We start from the raw sequence: 17132 nt of genomic DNA, 5'->3' as shown, positions 1-17132 counted from the left end.
CGGTGCCTTAGATAAAGTCGCGGATGTCGCGTTCAAGTTTTCGAATCAGCCAGAGCCCGGCGATCAGCATGGCCACTCCAGAGGCTGAAAGCACGCCCAGTGGCAGCAGATCAGGCATCTGGTGGTCAATGATGATGCTGCGCCAGGCGTCGATAAAGTGGTACATGGGGTTCAGCATCAGCAGCTGATGAATGCCGGGGGGCACGATGTTAACCACATAGACAATCGGCGTCAGCCAGAACCAGAGTTGCAGAATGACATTGGTCAGTTCCTTAACGTCCTGAATGAAAACACTGAATACCGCCAGCAGGAATCCAAGGCTGTAGGCAAACAGCTGCTGCAGCAGATACAGCACGGGTAGTGCCAGCCACCAGGAGGACAGCGGAAAGCCGATCAGCAACAGGAATCCGGTGAAAAACGCAAAGGAAACCGCAAATATAAAGGTCTCGGACAGCAGGATGTACAAGGGCAGCAAGTCCAGACGAATGCTCACCTTGCCGATCAGATTGCGCTTATCGTGAAAAACGTGGGTGACGCGCGCAACCGTGGCGGAAAAGGCGTTCCAGGCCAGGATGCCGGAAATCAGATAAATACTGTATCCGTACTTGGAAAACTCGGCACCAAAAGACTCCAGTCGTGCCCCCATGATCTGCGAGAAGATCAGAGCGAAGATCAGGATGTTGATCAACGGCATGATGAACGACCAGAGGCCTCCCAGCATTGAGCCGGCGTAGCGATCTTTGAGGTCCTGGCGGGCGAAATTGATGATGAGGGCCGGTGTCATGGCCGATACTCCTGTTGTGCCAAAGTCAGGCTGTCGACAAGGTGTTGCGCGGAAAGTTGCCAGCGAAAGCGGTCGGCGTGGGTATTTCCGGCATTGGCAAGGCTATCTCGCAGGTCGGCGTCACTGAGTAGACGCTCCAGTTGCTGGCGGATGGATTCAACAGACTCCGGGTTTGCGAGCAAAGCGTGTCCGCCTGCCACTTCCGGCATGGAGGTGCGGTCTGCGGTCAGTACAGCAGTGCCTGCAGCCATGGATTCCGCGATCGGCATGCCAAAGCCCTCATAGTGGGATACGTAGATACTCAGGCTGGCGTTGGCATAGAGTGCCGGGATATGGGACTGATCTACGTAGCCCAACCGAAATGCCTGTGCTTTTTCAGTTAACCGATTAATGGCTGCCTCAATCGTTTCGCTGTGCCAACCGCGAGCGCCGGCCAACACCAAAGGAAATTGTTGGCGTAAAGTCTCTGGCAGAGCGGTGAATGCAGCTATAACGCGTTCCAGATTTTTGCGAGGCTCCAGGGTTGCAACCGAGAGCAGGTACTGCTCAGGCAGGTTGAGTTGCTGGCGGCAGTTCTGGCGCTGTGCTTCTGTAACGGAAAAAAAGCTGTCATCGACACCTGGGGATACGATATCAACAGGTGCGGATACGCCTTGCTGCTGAAGCATCTCGCGTGTGAATGCTGAAACCGCATTCAAGCGTGTGGCCTTTGCGTAAGTGTGCGGTAGCTGCTGGTTCAGTGCCTTGACCCGGTATGCAGGATGAAACTCAGGATGATGCACATGTGACAGATCGTGAATGGTGGCGACACTGGGGCCGTTAAAAGGCATCAGGACAAAGCTGGGCTCCCAGTAGCAGTAGCCCTCCAGGCTGCGACTTGCACGACGCGCCTGATGGTCTTTAACCATTTGCCAGGCACGATGTGCGCCCGGCAGTTTAGCCAGTCGACTGCGCCATGAGCGTTGCTGAGGTTTCGCAGGCTGCTCGATCGCGTCTAGCAATGGCAATAGTTGTGCACGAGGAATCAGGCCGCCTGCGCTGAGGCCGCAAACGTCATCGATATCAGAGCGTTTAAGCAATTCCCGCAAGAGGCCGCTGGTATAGCGGCCTATGCCTGTTGGTTGGGGCTGCAGGGAATAGGTGTTAACCGCGATCCTCATGCCTCGTCCGGGCAACGACCGTAGATATCCGTGAAACGTACAATGTCGTCTTCGCCGAGGTAGTGGCCAGACTGGACCTCAATAACTTCCAGCGGGATTTTGCCCGGGTTACTGAGGCGATGCTTGACGCCAACCGGAATATAGGTGGACTGGTTTTCGGTCAGTACCTTCTCTTCGTCGCCGCAAACCACATGTGCTGTGCCTGATACCACGATCCAATGTTCGGCGCGGTGGTAGTGCAGCTGCAAGGAAAGCTGTTGACCAGGCTGAACCGTGATGCGCTTGACCTGATAGTGACGGCCTTCATCAATAGTATCGAAGTCACCCCAGGGGCGAATAACGTGGGTATGGTCCGAGTACTCGGAGCGGCGGTCTGCCTTCAGGCGCTGAACAATGTCCTTGACCTTCTGAGACTGCTCTTTGTGCGCAACCAGCACCGCATCCTTGGTTTCTACCACGATATGATTATCCAGGCCGATGGTGGCAACGTGGCGGTGGTGTGCATGTACCAGTGAATTATGAGTGTCGTGCAGGTAGGCATCGCCCAAGGCAACATTTCCGCTTGAGTCCTGGTCACTCACTTCCCAGAGCGATTGCCAGCTGCCGATATCGCTCCAGCCAGCATCCATGGCAACAACACAGGCATTATCGGTTTTTTCCATTACGGCGTAGTCAATGGAATCGTCCGGGCACAGGCTGAACAGGTCAGCATTTGGGCGGACGAAGTCGGGGTCCTGAGTGCACGAGGTCATGGCGGCTTTGCAGTGGGTCAGCAGTTCAGGGTCGTGCCGCTCCAGTTCGTGGAGATATGCGGAGGCACGGAACATGAACATGCCGCTGTTCCATAGGTGTTGGCCGCCTTCAAGATAGTGTTCAGCTGTCGCCAAGTCCGGTTTTTCTGCAAATTCGGCAATGCTGAAAGCATCTTCGGCCAGGGTGGGGCCGGTTTTGATATAGCCATAGCCGGTCTCTGGTCGGGTTGGCGTAATGCCGAAGGTGACCAGTTTTCCCTGCTCTGCGAGGGGTAAGCCCTTTTCGATCGCCTGATGCAGCTCTTGTGGGCGTGTGAAGTGATGGTCCGCCGCCAGCACCAGCATAATAGTGTCATCACCATGTTGCAGCAGCCCCAGAGCCGCCAATGCAATAGCGGGGGCTGTGTTGCGCGAACAGGGCTCAAGAATGGTTGCCAGGGATTCGATTTCAGCCTGGCGTAATTGCTCGGCAACCAGGAACCGGTATTTGTCGTTGCTCACAATAACCGGGGCTGCGTGCTCGAGCCCCTGCAGACGAGCTAACGTTTCTTGCAAAAGAGTAGTGCCAGAACCGTTGAGATCAAGAAACTGCTTGGGCGAACTTTGGCGTGACAGGGGCCAGAGACGACTGCCGCTGCCGCCAGCCATGATGACCGGTGTGAACATATTTTATCCAGAATCTGAGTGGAGGCTTAACCGCGCATTATCCGCCATGAACCCTTTAGAGTCTACCTCAGCGGGGCGCTGGCGGGCTGTTTGGGCTAAGTGTCCTGTGTTAGTATCCGAGCCTATTTTACCTGCCGTCGGCATGAACGGGACCTGAGCGTTGAAAAACGCTGGCGTGGCCTCATATATTGCGGCGTTGGTTTCCCGTCTTAAAGTTTGTGGAGTGCCCCATGGAAAAAAAACGCACTGACCTGGAAGCGGTGTTGCACGCCTGTCGTTCCAGCTTTTTCAGTGTCGGTCTATTCAGCATGTTTATTAATTTGCTCATGCTGGTGCCTGCCTTCTACATGCTTCAGGTTTATGACCGCGTAGTGACCAGTGGCAGTGTGCCGACACTAGTCATGCTCACATTGGTGATGCTGTTGCTTATGGTGACGATGGGGGCGCTTGAGTGGGTACGGTCGCGCATTATGGTTCGTGTTAGCACCCGCATGGATACTCTGTTAGGCAGTCGCTTGTATGACGCGAGCTTCAAGCAGGCATTGTATTCTGGCGGTATGAATGCAAATGCTCAGCCCTTGAGTGATTTGACCGGGCTGCGGCAGTTCTTGACGGGAAACGGCCTGTTTGCTTTCTTCGATGCGCCTTGGGTGCCGATTTACATAGCCATTATGTTCATGTTCCATCCCTGGTTCGGCATTATGGCCATCATCAGTGTGATCATTTTGTCTACTTTGGCAGTCATCAATGAAAAGGTCACCAGTAAGATGCTGGCTGAAGCCAATAAAGAAAATATGGCTGCAAACCAATTTACCAACAAGAATCTGCGTAATGCAGAGGTTGTTGAATCAATGGGCATGCTGAGCCGCATCCGTGATCGTTGGCAAGAAAAAAACCGGAAGGTGCTTGCGATGCAGGGCATTGCCAGCGATAGGGCTGGCATTCTTACGTCTATCTCCAAAACGACCCGTCTGATTGTTCAGTCGCTGGTGTTGGGCCTTGGTGCCTACTTGGCTATTCAGCAGGAAATATCCCCCGGGCTCATGATTGCTGGCTCTATTTTGCTTGGGCGAGCACTGGGCCCAATTGATCAAATGATCGGGGTGTGGAAGCAGTTTGTCAGCGCCCGTTCACAATATCAGCGGTTAAATGAAATGCTGACGCATGTCTCTGAGGATCCGGAGCGCATGTCCCTCCCGGAACCAAAGGGTAGCCTGCTTGCCGAGAACGTTATGGTTGCACCTCCAGGCACAAAATCGCCTGTTGTAAAGGGTGTCTCGTTCAAGGTTGAGCCGGGAGAAATGGTTGGTGTTATTGGCCCCAGTGCAGCAGGTAAGTCCACATTGGCTCGTGCAATTTTGGGTATTTGGCCCACCATGGGGGGCAAAATGCGCCTGGATGGGGCAGATATTTTCAATTGGAAACGCGATGAGTTAGGTCCGCATATTGGCTATTTGCCCCAAGACATTGAGCTGTTTGAAGGCACTATTAGCGAGAATATTGCCCGATTCGGCGAAGTGGACTCCCAGGCCGTTGTCAAAGCGGCTCAGATGGCCGGGGTTCATGACATGATTCTACGTTTACCCGAAGGGTATGACACCGTCATTGGGGCTACCGGCGGTGCCTTGTCAGGTGGCCAGCGTCAACGTATTGGCTTGGCGCGAGCTATTTATGGAAACCCTCGTCTGGTGGTCTTGGATGAGCCCAATTCAAACCTGGATGACCAGGGTGAAGCTGCTTTGGCAATAGCGCTACAGAACTTGAAAGAGACTGGTGCCACTGTCTTTATCATTACTCATCGAGCCAGTGTTTTATCGCAGGTACAGAAGTTGATGGTAATGCGAGAAGGTGCTCTGGCCATGTTTGGTCCTCGAGACCAGGTCTTGGCAGAGCTGAATAAGGCATCTCGTGCTGCAGCTCCTGCTGCTAAACCGGCTTGAGGACGTAAACGATGAGCGCAGAAACACTTAAAGCGATTCGCGAAGGCACCTTTGAACTGGATGTGTCTGACAAGGTGCCTCGTTTAGTCGGTCTCCTTATCCTGTTTGTAACCTTCGGGATGTTCGGAACTTGGGCTTTTGTTGCTCCCCTGGATAGCGCTGCGCTTGCTCCGGGTGTAGTAACAGTCAAAACCTACCGAAAAACAATTCAGCACCTTGAGGGCGGTATTGTTGAACAAATTAATGTGCGTGATGGCGACCAGGTAGATGCTGGTGATGTTCTGCTGGTAATGGATGACACACAAGCCCGGGCGGAAATGGGAATTGTGCGTGGACAGATGATTGCCGCTCAGGCTTTGGAGTCTCGTTTGAAGGCGGAGCGTGATCAACTGGATGATATTGCATTTCCAGATGGGTTTGATGAGAAAGATCAGCGTGTCAAAGAAGCTGTATTAAGTGAACGTCAGGTATTCGAAGCTCGGATGAATTCTCACTTGGGCGAAATTGAAGTCCTGGAACAGCGAATGACTCAGATCGATGAGCAAATTCGGGGACTGCAGGCCATCATTAGCAGTAAAAGGCAATTGATGGCGTCCTACAACGATGAAATCCAGGATCTGAGTGAGCTTCTCAGTGACGGCTTTGTCGATAAGCAACGCTTACGTGATTTTGAGCGCCGAGTCTCAGAGTTGAAGGGCGATATGGCTGATCACCGCTCCTCTATTGCTCAGGCGAAAATGAAACAAGGGGAGACTCGTTTGAGCATCCTTCAGTTGAAAAAAGACTTTCATACAGAAGTGGTGAACCAACTGTCTGAGGTGCAGTCTACCCTGTTCGATTTGCGTGAACGTGAGCGTGCTTTGATTGACCGTGTAGAGCGAACAGTGATTCGCGCCCCCGAAGCCGGCATGGTTTTAGGTATGAAGGTGCATACTGTTGGCGGCGTGGTTCGATCAGGTGAACCTATTCTGGACATAGTGCCTGCTGCATCTGATCTGGTTGTGGAAGCTCAGGTATCTCCTATCGATATTGATCGAGTCAGTGCCGGTAAGTTGGCAGATATTCGTTTCAGTGCATTTAAATCGGCCACAACGCCGGTTATTGAAGGGCGTGTTGAGCATGTGTCAGCTGACCGTTTAACCAATGAGGAGACCGGAGCGCCATATTATTTGGCTCGGGTTGAATTAACGGAAACTGGCCGTGAACTACTTGGCGACCTGGTTCTAGTGCCTGGTATGCCGGCCGAAGTGTTGGTTAATACTGGTGAGCGTACCCTGTTTGAGTATCTTGTTCAGCCCGCTACCAACGCATTCGCACGTTCACTAATAGAGGACTGATTCCAATGCGAAGGATCCCCCGAGTAATCGGATGCTGCTCCTTGGCACTGTTATTGGCAGGCCAGGTTGCGGCAGAGGAAGTGTCATCGGATGAAGCAAACCCGTCTGATCTCTGGACACTGTACGAACAGGCGCAAAAGCAGGATCCTCGGATCCTGTCTGCTCAGGCTGCTGCGAAAAGGGCTGAGCACCAGGAGCGTGAAGCACTGGGCAGGTTGTTACCACAGCTTAGTGCCGATAGCCGGCTTACTCGTACCAACTACGTTTCCGGGGCTTACGAGACGTATTACAACGGTGAGCGTTACTCCGTGTCCATGTCTCAGGTGATTTATGATTCGCCTACCTGGCAAGCATATCAACGCTCCCGTGCTCTGAGTGACCAATATACTGAGCAGGGGGAGCATGATATTCAGGGGGCTGTTGCTGATTTGATTCAGCGCTATTTTGCTGTTCTTGGAGCCCAGGATAATCTGGAGCTTATTCAGGCAGAGAAGCGCTCCGTGGAGCGGAATCTGGAACGTATCAATTCGCTTTATGAGCGGCAGTTGGCACCTATTACGGATAAGTTGGAGGTTGAAGCGCGTCTGGATCGGTTGCGTTCTGACGAAATTGAGGCGCAAAACAATATCTGGGTGAGTCGAGAAGCGCTGGCGGAGGTGATTGGCAGGCCTGTCTATGAAAAGCTTGAGCGTCTTGTCGCTCAGCCAAAGCTGAAAGATACCTTTGATCTGAAAAGCTACGAGTATTGGCGTGATCTGGCACTGGGAGCAAATCCGCTGATTTTGTCCAAGCAGGCTTCGGTTGACGCCCAAAGGGCTGCACGCAAAGAAGCGTTTGGCGGCCATATGCCGTCTGTCAATCTTCAGCTATCCAGTCAGAAAACCAATATTGGCAGTGAAAACGCGCCTTCAACGCCGAATGAATCCAGTGTGGCAGCCTTGAATATCCGTATTCCCATCTACTCAGGCGGCTCTACCAGTGCGCGCAGTGATGCTGCCTATGAAAGTATGATGATAGCCCGTCATGAACTGGAGTCGGCGCGCCGACAAGTCTTTAAGGAAGTCCGTACGGCCTACATGAATGCCTCCTCCGCGCTGGCAAAGGTACAAGCTAGCCAAGTAGCTCTGCAGTCAGCCACCAAGGCGCGCGAAGCGGCAGAAAAAAGCTTTACCTACGGCATTAATAATGCTGTTGATGTACTGGATCGTGCCAGTGAACAGTACAGTGCCGAACGGGACTTGCTGGAGGCTCAGTACAGTTTTCTGTTGAGCTACGTGGTGCTTAAGCGCTGGAGCGGATCGCTGGAAGATGGCGACCTGCAGCAGATCAATACCCTTTTGGATAATCACACAGTGAAGTACGCTGCTGTAGGAACTGCCGGTTAACTTGCTTGAACATTCTTCATTTGTACAAATCCGCCCCCTCCGAGGAAATCGGGGGGGTGGGTGTTTTTATTGAAAACATCGCACGCGGTACGTCACCAGCAGGTGCAATGCACAGGGTGCTGGTCTTTACTCGAGAGTCAGAGTTCAGGGTTGAACGCTGGGACTGTGGGGCAGAAATATATTTCTGTCCGATGTGGTTTCATTTCGCTTCCATGCCGATTGGGCCTGCATATGTAAAGCAGTTCAAGCAGCTGCTTGACTGGGCTGACCTGCTGCACTTTCACTATCCTTTCCCGATTCAGGATCTGCTTTACTTGGCCGGCAAATGCCTGCGCAAAATGCCGCCTGCACTGGTGACCTATCATAGCGATGTGGTTCGACAGAAGCTGTTCGGCAAGCTTTATTCACCGCTGGCACTGCGCTTCCTGCGCTCGGTGGATAAGGTTGTGGCCACGTCTCCAGGTTACCTGGAAAGCAGCGCGACCCTGCGTCAACTGAATGACCCCGGTATGGTGCCATTAGGTATTTCAGAGACGCTATATCCGTCACTGTCCACTGTGAGACAAGCGCACTTCCGCGATCGCTTTGGTGAAGGTTTTTTCCTGTTTTTGGGGGCTTTGCGTTACTACAAAGGTCTGCACTGGCTTGTTGAAGCGGCGATTAAAACCGGTTTGCCAGTGGTGATTGCCGGTGGTGGGCAATTGGCAGATGAGCTGAAAACTCAGGCTGCCGGTGCTGAAAATATACACTTTGCCGGCGAAGTCAGTGAAGAGGACAAGATTGCCCTGCTGTCATTGGCCAGTGCTTTTGTATTCCCCTCACACTTGCGCTCAGAAGCTTTTGGAATCAGTTTGCTGGAAGCGCAGATGATGCGCTTGCCATTGATTACTTGTGAAATAGGCACAGGCACCAGCTATGTGAATAAAGCGGATGAGACAGGATTGGTGATCCCTCCAGCCAGTGCAGATGCCTTGGCGAGTGCGATGTTGAAACTATACGAAAATCCGGCACGTCGAGAGCAAATGGCAGAGGCGTCCTATGCCCGCTTCCAGGCGCTGTTTACTGCTGAGCGTATGTCGGAAAGCTATCTTGGCATCTATCGCCATCTGGTCTCTGGCGCAGTCTGATGCAGTCTCTTAGCCAAATCTCGGAACGTCTTCTTCAGCACTACCACGAAGAGGACAAGCGTCAGCATTTCGGCTACAGCTTTGTACTCTTGTTGCTGGCAGCGCTATGGCTGAACCTCTGGAGTGCCGCGTCCCTGGTGCTACTGATAGGCCTGGTCAAAGAGATCTGGGATCATTACTGGGGCAGTGGCTTCTGCTGGGTCGACATGGCGGCCAATGTACTGGGAATTCTGGTCGCTCTGCCGTGCGTATGGCTCTTTGCTGCCATTCTTTAATTCCTCATCGCGCCATCAGCCCACTTCCTTTTACGATTTCGTCTCTGCGTCCTACACTTGATTTGTTTGTGCTCATGCATGTGAGCATTCGGTAATCAAGTGTGAGGGTGCTTGATATGTCTGATGTAGATGATAGTTACCTGAGTGGATACTTGGGTGGTTACGAAGGGATCCCCTATGAGCTGGCTGATCGGATTCATGCCTGGTTTGTCAGTTATATCAACCAGTATGTCGGTGTCGACCTGGGCAGTGATACCAGTGAAGTGGATGATGGCCTCCTAAACAGCTATTTCAGTGATTATTCAAATGTTCAGGCGTATGTAGCAGCCATGATGGCGTCTGACTGGTATGCAGAATATGAAGCCTGGTTGGCTGACTGGGATGGCAATGTGGATGACGAAGACAGCGGTATTGAGGACGATAGTGATACTTTTCCGTCTATCATCGGCGATGACTTGCCGGTTTCGACGGCGCTGGCTGAGCAAATATATGCCTGGGTCGGTGATTATTTACAAGCCAATGCCGGTGTGAATGTATTCGATGGTGTGGATAACACTGAAGCGGTTGAGCTAAGTAATTACTTCAGTAATGGTGCCAATATTCAGACCTTCGCTGACGCGTTGATGGCGACCGACTGGTTTGTTAAGTGGGAAGCTGTGTATAACAAAGCGGCTGCCGAGGGTAGTGTTGATAGTGATGCTTTTATCTTCGGTGACTACCTGGATGACGATGACGTAGAAATTCTGGATGACGATGGCAACCTGTGGGATTCGCAGATTAAACGTGCTGATGGTGAAGTAGTTGCAGCAGAAGAAGCCCAGTTGTATCGCGCCTATGCGGGCGCTATGGGGCGTACACCTGATGAGGCTGGATATCTGTGGTGGCTAGGTGAAATTGAGGCAGGCCGTCACGACTTGAACTCAATGGCGGGCGGTTTTATCCATTCCAGTGAGTTCAAGGGGCTGGCTGATACCAATGGAAATGACATTATAGATAATGCCGAGTTTGTAACGCACATGTATGAAGGGGTTTTCGAACGTGCGCCTGACCAGGCCGGCTTTGACTACTGGGTAGGTGAATTGGACAGTGGTCAGCGGTCACAGTCGCAGGTCTTTATCGATATGACCCAGTCTGATGAATATGTACAGAAAACCTATCTAACGGTTGCGGATATGCTGTTTATATAACGTCTCGTCTGAAATTAGTTACACAAATCGGCCGGCTTTGCTGGCCGGCCATCTCCTTCTAAAACTCTGTTTAAAATCTGCTCAAATCTCTTGCGTGCCCTCCACCCTGCACTAGAATAATGCGCTTGATATCGAGGACGGTATCGAAATTTCAGCCATCTAGTACAAGGGAGTTTTGTAAATATGTCTGGATATGATGATTCCTTTTGGAATGACTTCGTGGGTGAGTACGATGGAATTTCCTGGGAGCTCGCAGAACGGGTGCATAATTGGTTTGTGAATTATGCGCGCGACCATGTGGGCGTTGAGCTGGCAGATGATATGACTGCCGCTGAAGACGCGCGTTTGAACAGCTATTTCTCAGACCCAGCCAATTTCGATACCTACTGGAATGCCGTTTTGGCATCCGACTGGTATGCCGAATATATGGAGCTGTTCGATAACTGGGATGACTGGGACGATGATTGGGATGACGACCTGCTGGGCTCGGATAACCTGATTCAGTCCTACATCGATGATGCCAATGTACCTGTGACCGGGGCGCTGGCCGATCAGCTATACAACTGGGTGGCAGATTACCTGCAGACCACCGGTGTGAATATCCTGGATGGGGTTGATGAGTCCGAGATATACACGCTGGAAAGCCACTTCTCCAGCCCGAGCAATATTCAGAGCTTTATCGACAGCATGGAAAGCACCAGCTGGTTCGATAAGTGGAAAGCCGTGTATGACAAAGGTCTGGCAGAGGGTTCCATCGGCTACAATGACTTTATCTTTGCCGACTACCTGGACAGCGATGATGTGCAGTTGTGGGACGATGATGGCGCACTCTGGGATGCACAGATCAAACGTGCGGACGGTGACGTTATTGAAGCGGAAGAGGCACAGCTGTATCGGGCCTATTCTGGTGCCATGGGCCGCCTGCCGGATGAAGATGGCTATAACTGGTGGCTGGGCGAAATTGAGGCCGGCCGTCGGGATCTGAACTCCATGGCTGCGGGCTTTGTTGGCTCTGATGAGTTTAAAGGGCTTTCAGATGCTAATGATGACGGTGTAGTGAGCAATGCCGAGTTCGTTACACACATGTACGAAGGTGTTTTCGAACGTGCACCAGATCAGGCCGGTTTTGACTACTGGGTAGGTGAACTCGACTCTGGGCGTTATTCCCAGTCAGAAGCGCTCGTTGCGATGACGCAGTCAGATGAGTACGTTCAAAAAACCTATGTGGCTGTAGCCGATATGCTGTTTTTGTAAGCGGTATGTAGGGAAAAGTGAAAACCGGCCAGCTGAACTGACCGGTTTTTTTGTGCCCTGAAAAGCTTAAAGCAGTATGTTCATATGCTCCTGGGATTCAGAGATACCCAGAATGACGTTTACGGCTGGGCCCTGTTCAAGCTGCTCGGTCCAGTACTCAACGCCAGCAGCTTCAGCCTCACGACCCAAAGCATTCTGGTAAAGCTGCTCAATCAGCTCTTCGTTGCTGGTGTCACCGCCCAGTGTCTGCTGATATTCGTCAGAGGCCATGAATGACGCTGCGATCTGCTCCAGGCTGCCGCCCTGCTGCAGTTGGCCATGCCAGAAGCTGAGGCCTGCCTGGTCCGGTCCACGGTCAAACAGGGTGTCATATAGACGCACGACACCATCAGTGTTGTTTGCCAGGACTTCATCTTCCTTGAAAGCCAGGTTCTGAATGCGCAGATCTTCACTCTTGTCCGTATCCACTTCGGCAAAGGCTGAATCGGCGAACTGGCTCAGCATGTACTCGGCAAACGCATCCTGTTCGGTACCGGCATCAGCTTCGGTGGCAGCACCGGCATCCATACCGGCATCCATGAGGTCGATACGGTCGACGGCGGCTTCATCCAGTTCCAGGAAGTCACCGAACGGGTAGCCATCGCCACCGTCAGCCATGAAACCGAGCGTGACGATCTTAACGCTGGCATTCATATCGCCCACCAGCTCACCATTTACCACCAGTACATCCTGTACGTCACCGTTGTTGTCCACAATGGCGGCGCTCTGGATACGATCACCGGCTTCCTGTGTCCAGTCGAAGCTGTACTGGATGCCGGCCACCTGAGCAAACTGGCCCGGAGTTGAGCTTTCGTCAGAAGCAGAGACTGCGTGTTCGATGACGGCCAGCAACTGGGCGCGGGTCAGGGTAAGAATGCTCAGGTCGTTGTTGAAGCGCAAAGAAGATTCGATATCCAGCTGGGAAACTTCACCTTCTGCCTTGCCAGCGTCTTCATTGGCCTGGGGCGGACGCAGTTCATAATCACCTTCGGAGCCGACCGCGTAGGTTGTGCCGATAGGTTCACGAATACCGCCACCGTTCTTGATCGATACCATGACGGCATCATCGACCTGGCGTGCATACCAGAGGTTGGCATCGGCAGTCAGGTTGCCCAGGTTAGTCTCTTCGGTACGGACAAAGGCACGTTCACCCTGCAGGTATACATCGGTGCTGCCGAAGGTGATGCCATCTTTTTCAGTGACCAGGCCGGCAACGGCGTCGACCAGGTCCTGGGCAATCTCACCCTTGCTGCCTTCAGCATAGGCGGCTTCTTCGCTGCCCCACAGCTCGGCTGCAGTGGCATCTGTGGACGTGTAAATGGTTGAGGTGTCATCGTTGATGGAGTCGGTCAGGATATTGCCGTCTTTATCAAACTCAACCGTCAGCTGGCCGACATAGCGCCAACCGCCATCGGTGTTGATCAGGACCACATCATTGTCGGACGCATCCTTGGTCAGGATCGGATAGGCGTCGTAAGGCTCCTGGCCGGTCCCCGGGAAGAGTGCTTCATCTGCATCGGCCAGCAGGGCGTTGGAACCACCGGCCATGATGATATCCACACCGTCCAGAAGGCCAGCCAGTTCTTCTTCCAGTGCGATCTGCTGCAGGTGAGACATGAGTACGATCTTGTTGATGCCCTGGTCGCGCAGTTCATCAATGTGGACCTGCAGCTGCTGAGCCAGCAGTGCCATGTCATTGCTGTCAGTACCTTCAACCTGGACACCGCCGGTGCTGGAGATGCTTTCCAGAATCTGGGTGGTGGCGGCAACGATACCGATCTGCTCGCCACCTTCCTCGATGATGGTGGCCGGAGCGATTTTGGGTGCAGCTGCGGCAGTGTCGAGATCATCAATGGTGGACGTGAAAGCGGTGTTGCTCAGAATCTGGTCGGTAAACAGGCCGGACAGGCTGTCGTCGCCGGAGAAATCCAGATTAGCACTCAGGTAGGGGAACTGGGCACCCAGCCAGCGAACGCCATCCAGTTCAGAGGAGCGGATATCGGTACCGATCAGGTCGGCCAGTGCGTTGGTGCCCTGGTCGAACTCATGATTACCGAGCGTGATTGCGCTGGCTTCCAGGAGGTTGGCCAGCGTCAGGTCAACACGGCCAGCACCTTCACGCAGATTGCTCAGCGTGCCAGCTTCCAGGCCCAGCATGGCTTCGTTGGCTTGTTGAATCGCGGTGCGCAGGCTGCTGTCACCGGCGGCGGACATATAGGGTCCGGGCAGGATCAGGTCGCCACTGGAAAGAAACAGGGAGTTTTCGGCCTGATCTTCGAGGTAGTCAACGATGGAGACAAATGCGGGGGCGTTGAGCAGATCGCCGCCACCACCTTCCATGTCGGCTGCATGCAGAATCTGAAGCGTGTAGTTTGCCATTGTAACCACTCCTCGGGTTTGGGGGCTTGGGATAGCCATCCATAATCCGATGGAGATTTTAAAGCGGGGTTACAGCTTGAAGACAAAATGAAGACCCGGCGCAGGGCCGGGTCTTGGAGGGAAGTTTAGAGCTTGCTCAGCATACGGTCATGCTGGGCCTGAACTTCAGCGTCAGGCTCACCACCCATTTTGGACACAACCAGAATAGCGATGGTCGCGAAGATGATGCCCGGTACGATTTCGTACATGTCGAACAGACCGCCGGACAGCTGCTTCCAGATAACCACGGTCACTGCACCGACAATGATGCCAGCCAGCGCGCCATTACGTGTCATCTGCTTCCAGTACAGGCTGATCAGCAGTGCCGGACCGAAGGCTGCGCCGAAACCGGCCCAGGCATAAGACACCAGCCCCAGTACGGTGCTGTCAGGGTCAAAGGCCAGGAACATGGCGACGAGTGACAGGCCAATAACTGCCAGACGGCCAACCATGACGATCTCTTTCTGAGACGCATCTTTGCGGAACAGCTGCTTGTAGAAGTCTTCTGCCAGAGCAGAGGAGGAAACCAGCAGCTGGGAGTCAGCCGTACTCATGATGGCGGCCAGGATCGCGGCCAGCAGGATACCGGCAATGATCGGGTGGAAGATGGCATTAACCAGCAGCATGAAGATGGTTTCACCATCGCCCAGTTCGCCGCCCATCTGGTTTTCCACAAACAGCATACCAGCCAGGCCGACCAGCATGGCGCCGGCCATGGACAGGCCGCTCCAGCCAACAGCGATACGGCGTGCGGTGCCGATCTCTTCGTTGCTGCGGCAAGCAGCAAAACGCGCCAGGATGTGCGGCTGACCGAAGTAACCCAGACCCCAGGCCGCCAAAGACACGATGGCGATGAACGTCAGCGGCTCACCAGAGGTGTCATTGAAGATGGTCAGCAGTTCAGGGTTCTTGGCTTCAATCGCGCTCCACATGGCGCCGAAGCCGCCGTCAGCCTGAATCGCTGCGATCGGAACGATCAGCAGTGCTGCGGCCATCAGCAAGCCCTGTACCAGGTCGGTCCAGGATACTGCCAGGAAGCCACCGAAGAGGGTATAAGAGACGATGCAGATGGTGCCGACAATCAGTGCAGTGGTGTACTCAAGGCCGAATACGGTCTCAAACAGCTTGCCGCCTGCAACCAGACCGGAGCTGGTGTAGAACAGGAAGAACAGCAGAATGAAGAAGGCCGAGATTACCTGCAGCATGCGCGAATTGTCACGGAAGCGGTTGGCAAAATATTCGGGCAGTGTCAGGGCGTCACCGGCTTCAATGCTGTAGGTGCGCAGGCGTTTGGCAGTGAAACGCCAGTTGGCCCAGGTACCCAGCAACAGGCCGCCGGCCAGCCAGATCGCTTCCATGCCGGAACCGTACGCATAACCGGGAAGACCGAGCAGCAACCAGCCACTCATATCGGAAGCACCGGCTGACAGAGCAGCGGGCCAGGGGCCAAGGGAGCGGCCGCCCAGGAAGTAGTCGGAGGAGCTGGATGTGCGTTGGTAGGCAATGACGCCGATGGCAAGCATCATTATCAGATATACGATGAAGGTGCCGTACACCGCGTAGTTATTTTCAATCATGCAAAAGCCTCTCTGCAATCCCTTATAAGGGTGTTTATTGTGCGCCTGTCTCATGCGTGGAATCAGAGAAGCTGAGACAGGTCGACAACGACGCGGAAGAATCCCTTCCGCCCCATGTTTACGTTAGACGGTAGAACTGCCCAGCTCAAGCCGGGCGCCAATACCGCCGACTGCAGTTTTAGTAAGCGAGCGCGTTTTCTCCATTACCGGCGGCAGAAAAAAGGGACCCGTTTTTCATGCCTGGCGCTGGTAATGGCCGATTCACAGAGCTGAATTGCCCACAGAAACAGCATTTAATAACAGCGACTGTGGAGCGGTCTTGTCAGTTACTCCGAATCTTTTGCAGTATCTTCCGGTGCGTAACCGTTGCGCTGGCGACGGAACTGCGCCGGAGAGAGATCGAAACGTTGACGGAAGGCCCGAGTCAGGGCGCTTTGATTGCAAAAACCGAAACGAGATGCCAGCTGAGCAATAGGGTCAGGGGCGTGCATTAGCGCCTGACGTACAGCCTGAAGTCGACGTTCGCTGACATACTGGTTGGGTGTCATACCGGTCTGGTCACGGAAGCGGGCATAGAACTGGCTGCTGGCGAGGCAGAAAAGGCCTGCCAACTCTTCCACTGGCAGACGACGGTCAATGTGGAGGTCAATGTAGTCGTCGAGCAATTCCAGATTCAGACGACCTTGTGGGCGCGCCATCGGGCTCTGGTCAAATTGGCGTTGCAGGGCGCAGAGCAATGTATTGCTGCAGGCTTCCTGTAACAGGGTATCGGCAGGATTGTGTCTAAGCTCCCGGCTGAGCGAGCGCAGCAGCAGCTGAAGATCGGGCGGGCATTGAAAGTAGCTGGCCTGATCGAAGAGCCGGTCGATTTTTTCCTGCTGCAGACGGTCATGACTTTCGGTGGGCAGGTCCATCACGACGATACGGTTGTCGCCCAGGCCGCTGAAAATATGGTCGGTGGCGCAAGGCACCAGACAGCCATGCCCGATGCGGACCTCGCGGCTGCGACCGACCAGCTCGAATGCGGTATCACCTTCCAGACCAAACACCAGCTGATGATGTGCATGATCGTGCTTATCGGAGCGGGTCGGCAGGCTGAGGACTTTGGTACTGCGTGTCATGATGAACAAATCACCGGCTAAACATTGTTAGGGTTAACCTTAGCCCAGTAATTATACAGTTCAAGGTGCAGACTGTACTCCTGTAGAAAGCAATTGAATGCGTTAGCGGT

At 53.6% G+C, this 17132-nt stretch carries 13 protein-coding genes; 7 read left to right on the top strand and 6 right to left on the bottom strand.

Annotated elements, in window-relative coordinates; all coding sequences use genetic code 11:
• Positions 1-7: 7 nt before the first annotated feature.
• From BW956_RS18755 to BW956_RS18745, 3 genes are read right to left on the bottom strand one after another with little or no spacing between them, the layout of a single operon-like run.
• Positions 8-784: an ABC transporter permease gene (locus tag BW956_RS18755; RefSeq protein ID WP_076465264.1), complete on the bottom strand. Its 777-nt coding sequence runs from the start codon at positions 782-784 to the stop codon at positions 8-10.
• Positions 781-1944 (bottom strand): glycosyltransferase family 4 protein, encoded by a 1164-nt coding sequence (locus BW956_RS18750; protein ID WP_076465261.1) that lies wholly within the window; start codon positions 1942-1944, stop codon positions 781-783. Before BW956_RS18750 ends, BW956_RS18755 begins: the two co-directional genes overlap by 4 nt.
• Positions 1941-3362 (bottom strand): mannose-1-phosphate guanylyltransferase/mannose-6-phosphate isomerase, encoded by a 1422-nt coding sequence (locus tag BW956_RS18745; protein WP_076465258.1) that lies wholly within the window; start codon positions 3360-3362, stop codon positions 1941-1943. The genes BW956_RS18750 and BW956_RS18745 overlap by 4 nt, the downstream gene beginning before the upstream one ends.
• A gap of 230 nt (positions 3363-3592) precedes the next feature.
• Here BW956_RS18745 and BW956_RS18740 point away from each other — a divergent pair, with 230 nt between their 5' ends.
• From BW956_RS18740 to BW956_RS18710, 7 genes are all read left to right on the top strand, one after another.
• Positions 3593-5302 (top strand): type I secretion system permease/ATPase, encoded by a 1710-nt coding sequence (locus tag BW956_RS18740; RefSeq protein WP_076465255.1) that lies wholly within the window; start codon positions 3593-3595, stop codon positions 5300-5302.
• A gap of 11 nt (positions 5303-5313) precedes the next feature.
• On the top strand, positions 5314-6639 hold the full coding sequence (locus BW956_RS18735; protein WP_076465252.1) for an HlyD family type I secretion periplasmic adaptor subunit: 1326 nt from the start codon (positions 5314-5316) through the stop codon (positions 6637-6639).
• A gap of 41 nt (positions 6640-6680) precedes the next feature.
• A complete protein-coding gene (locus tag BW956_RS18730) occupies positions 6681-8024 on the top strand; it encodes a TolC family outer membrane protein (RefSeq protein WP_175612042.1) in 1344 nt (447 codons plus the stop codon).
• Between the two features lie 56 nt (positions 8025-8080).
• Positions 8081-9151 carry a glycosyltransferase gene (locus BW956_RS18725; RefSeq protein ID WP_175612041.1) on the top strand — a complete coding sequence of 357 codons (1071 nt, stop codon included), beginning with the start codon at positions 8081-8083 and terminating at the stop codon, positions 9149-9151.
• Entirely contained in the window at positions 9151-9426 is a 276-nt protein-coding gene (locus BW956_RS18720; protein WP_076465244.1) for a hypothetical protein, read from the top strand. Before BW956_RS18725 ends, BW956_RS18720 begins: the two co-directional genes overlap by 1 nt.
• 116 nt (positions 9427-9542) lie before the next feature.
• Positions 9543-10613: a DUF4214 domain-containing protein gene (locus BW956_RS18715; RefSeq protein ID WP_076465242.1), complete on the top strand. Its 1071-nt coding sequence runs from the start codon at positions 9543-9545 to the stop codon at positions 10611-10613.
• A gap of 183 nt (positions 10614-10796) precedes the next feature.
• Positions 10797-11867: a DUF4214 domain-containing protein gene (locus BW956_RS18710; protein WP_076465239.1), complete on the top strand. Its 1071-nt coding sequence runs from the start codon at positions 10797-10799 to the stop codon at positions 11865-11867.
• A 66-nt stretch (positions 11868-11933) separates the two neighbouring features.
• Here the strand turns inward: BW956_RS18710 and BW956_RS18705 are convergent, their stop codons facing one another.
• From BW956_RS18705 to BW956_RS18695, 3 genes are all read right to left on the bottom strand, one after another.
• Positions 11934-14285 (bottom strand): DUF4214 domain-containing protein, encoded by a 2352-nt coding sequence (locus BW956_RS18705; RefSeq protein ID WP_076465237.1) that lies wholly within the window; start codon positions 14283-14285, stop codon positions 11934-11936.
• Between the two features lie 125 nt (positions 14286-14410).
• Positions 14411-15901: a sodium/proline symporter PutP gene (gene putP, locus BW956_RS18700; RefSeq protein WP_076465235.1), complete on the bottom strand. Its 1491-nt coding sequence runs from the start codon at positions 15899-15901 to the stop codon at positions 14411-14413.
• A gap of 326 nt (positions 15902-16227) precedes the next feature.
• The gene (locus BW956_RS18695; protein WP_076465233.1) at positions 16228-17022 is read right to left on the bottom strand and encodes a helix-turn-helix domain-containing protein; all 795 of its coding nucleotides are present in this window, start codon (positions 17020-17022) and stop codon (positions 16228-16230) included.
• Between the last annotated feature and the right edge of the window lie 110 nt (positions 17023-17132).

This window comes from Marinobacterium stanieri, assembly GCF_900155945.1.
Classification (GTDB): Bacteria; Pseudomonadota; Gammaproteobacteria; order Pseudomonadales; family Balneatricaceae; genus Marinobacterium; species Marinobacterium stanieri.
The sequence above is the reverse complement of the archived record's forward strand: the minus strand, read 5'-3'. Positions and strand labels throughout refer to the sequence as shown.

What these genes read in the sequence shown, in the direction of transcription:
- BW956_RS18755 (WP_076465264.1), bottom strand. Translation starts at nt 784, where the DNA reads ATGACACCGGCCCTCATCATCAATTTCGCCCGCCAGGACCTCAAAGAT.
- BW956_RS18750 (WP_076465261.1), bottom strand. Translation starts at nt 1,944, where the DNA reads ATGAGGATCGCGGTTAACACCTATTCCCTGCAGCCCCAACCAACAGGC.
- BW956_RS18745 (WP_076465258.1), bottom strand. Translation starts at nt 3,362, where the DNA reads ATGTTCACACCGGTCATCATGGCTGGCGGCAGCGGCAGTCGTCTCTGG.
- BW956_RS18740 (WP_076465255.1), top strand. Translation starts at nt 3,593, where the DNA reads ATGGAAAAAAAACGCACTGACCTGGAAGCGGTGTTGCACGCCTGTCGT.
- BW956_RS18735 (WP_076465252.1), top strand. Translation starts at nt 5,314, where the DNA reads ATGAGCGCAGAAACACTTAAAGCGATTCGCGAAGGCACCTTTGAACTG.
- BW956_RS18720 (WP_076465244.1), top strand. Translation starts at nt 9,151, where the DNA reads ATGCAGTCTCTTAGCCAAATCTCGGAACGTCTTCTTCAGCACTACCAC.
- BW956_RS18715 (WP_076465242.1), top strand. Translation starts at nt 9,543, where the DNA reads ATGTCTGATGTAGATGATAGTTACCTGAGTGGATACTTGGGTGGTTAC.
- BW956_RS18710 (WP_076465239.1), top strand. Translation starts at nt 10,797, where the DNA reads ATGTCTGGATATGATGATTCCTTTTGGAATGACTTCGTGGGTGAGTAC.
- BW956_RS18705 (WP_076465237.1), bottom strand. Translation starts at nt 14,285, where the DNA reads ATGGCAAACTACACGCTTCAGATTCTGCATGCAGCCGACATGGAAGGT.
- putP (WP_076465235.1), bottom strand. Translation starts at nt 15,901, where the DNA reads ATGATTGAAAATAACTACGCGGTGTACGGCACCTTCATCGTATATCTG.
- BW956_RS18695 (WP_076465233.1), bottom strand. Translation starts at nt 17,022, where the DNA reads ATGACACGCAGTACCAAAGTCCTCAGCCTGCCGACCCGCTCCGATAAG.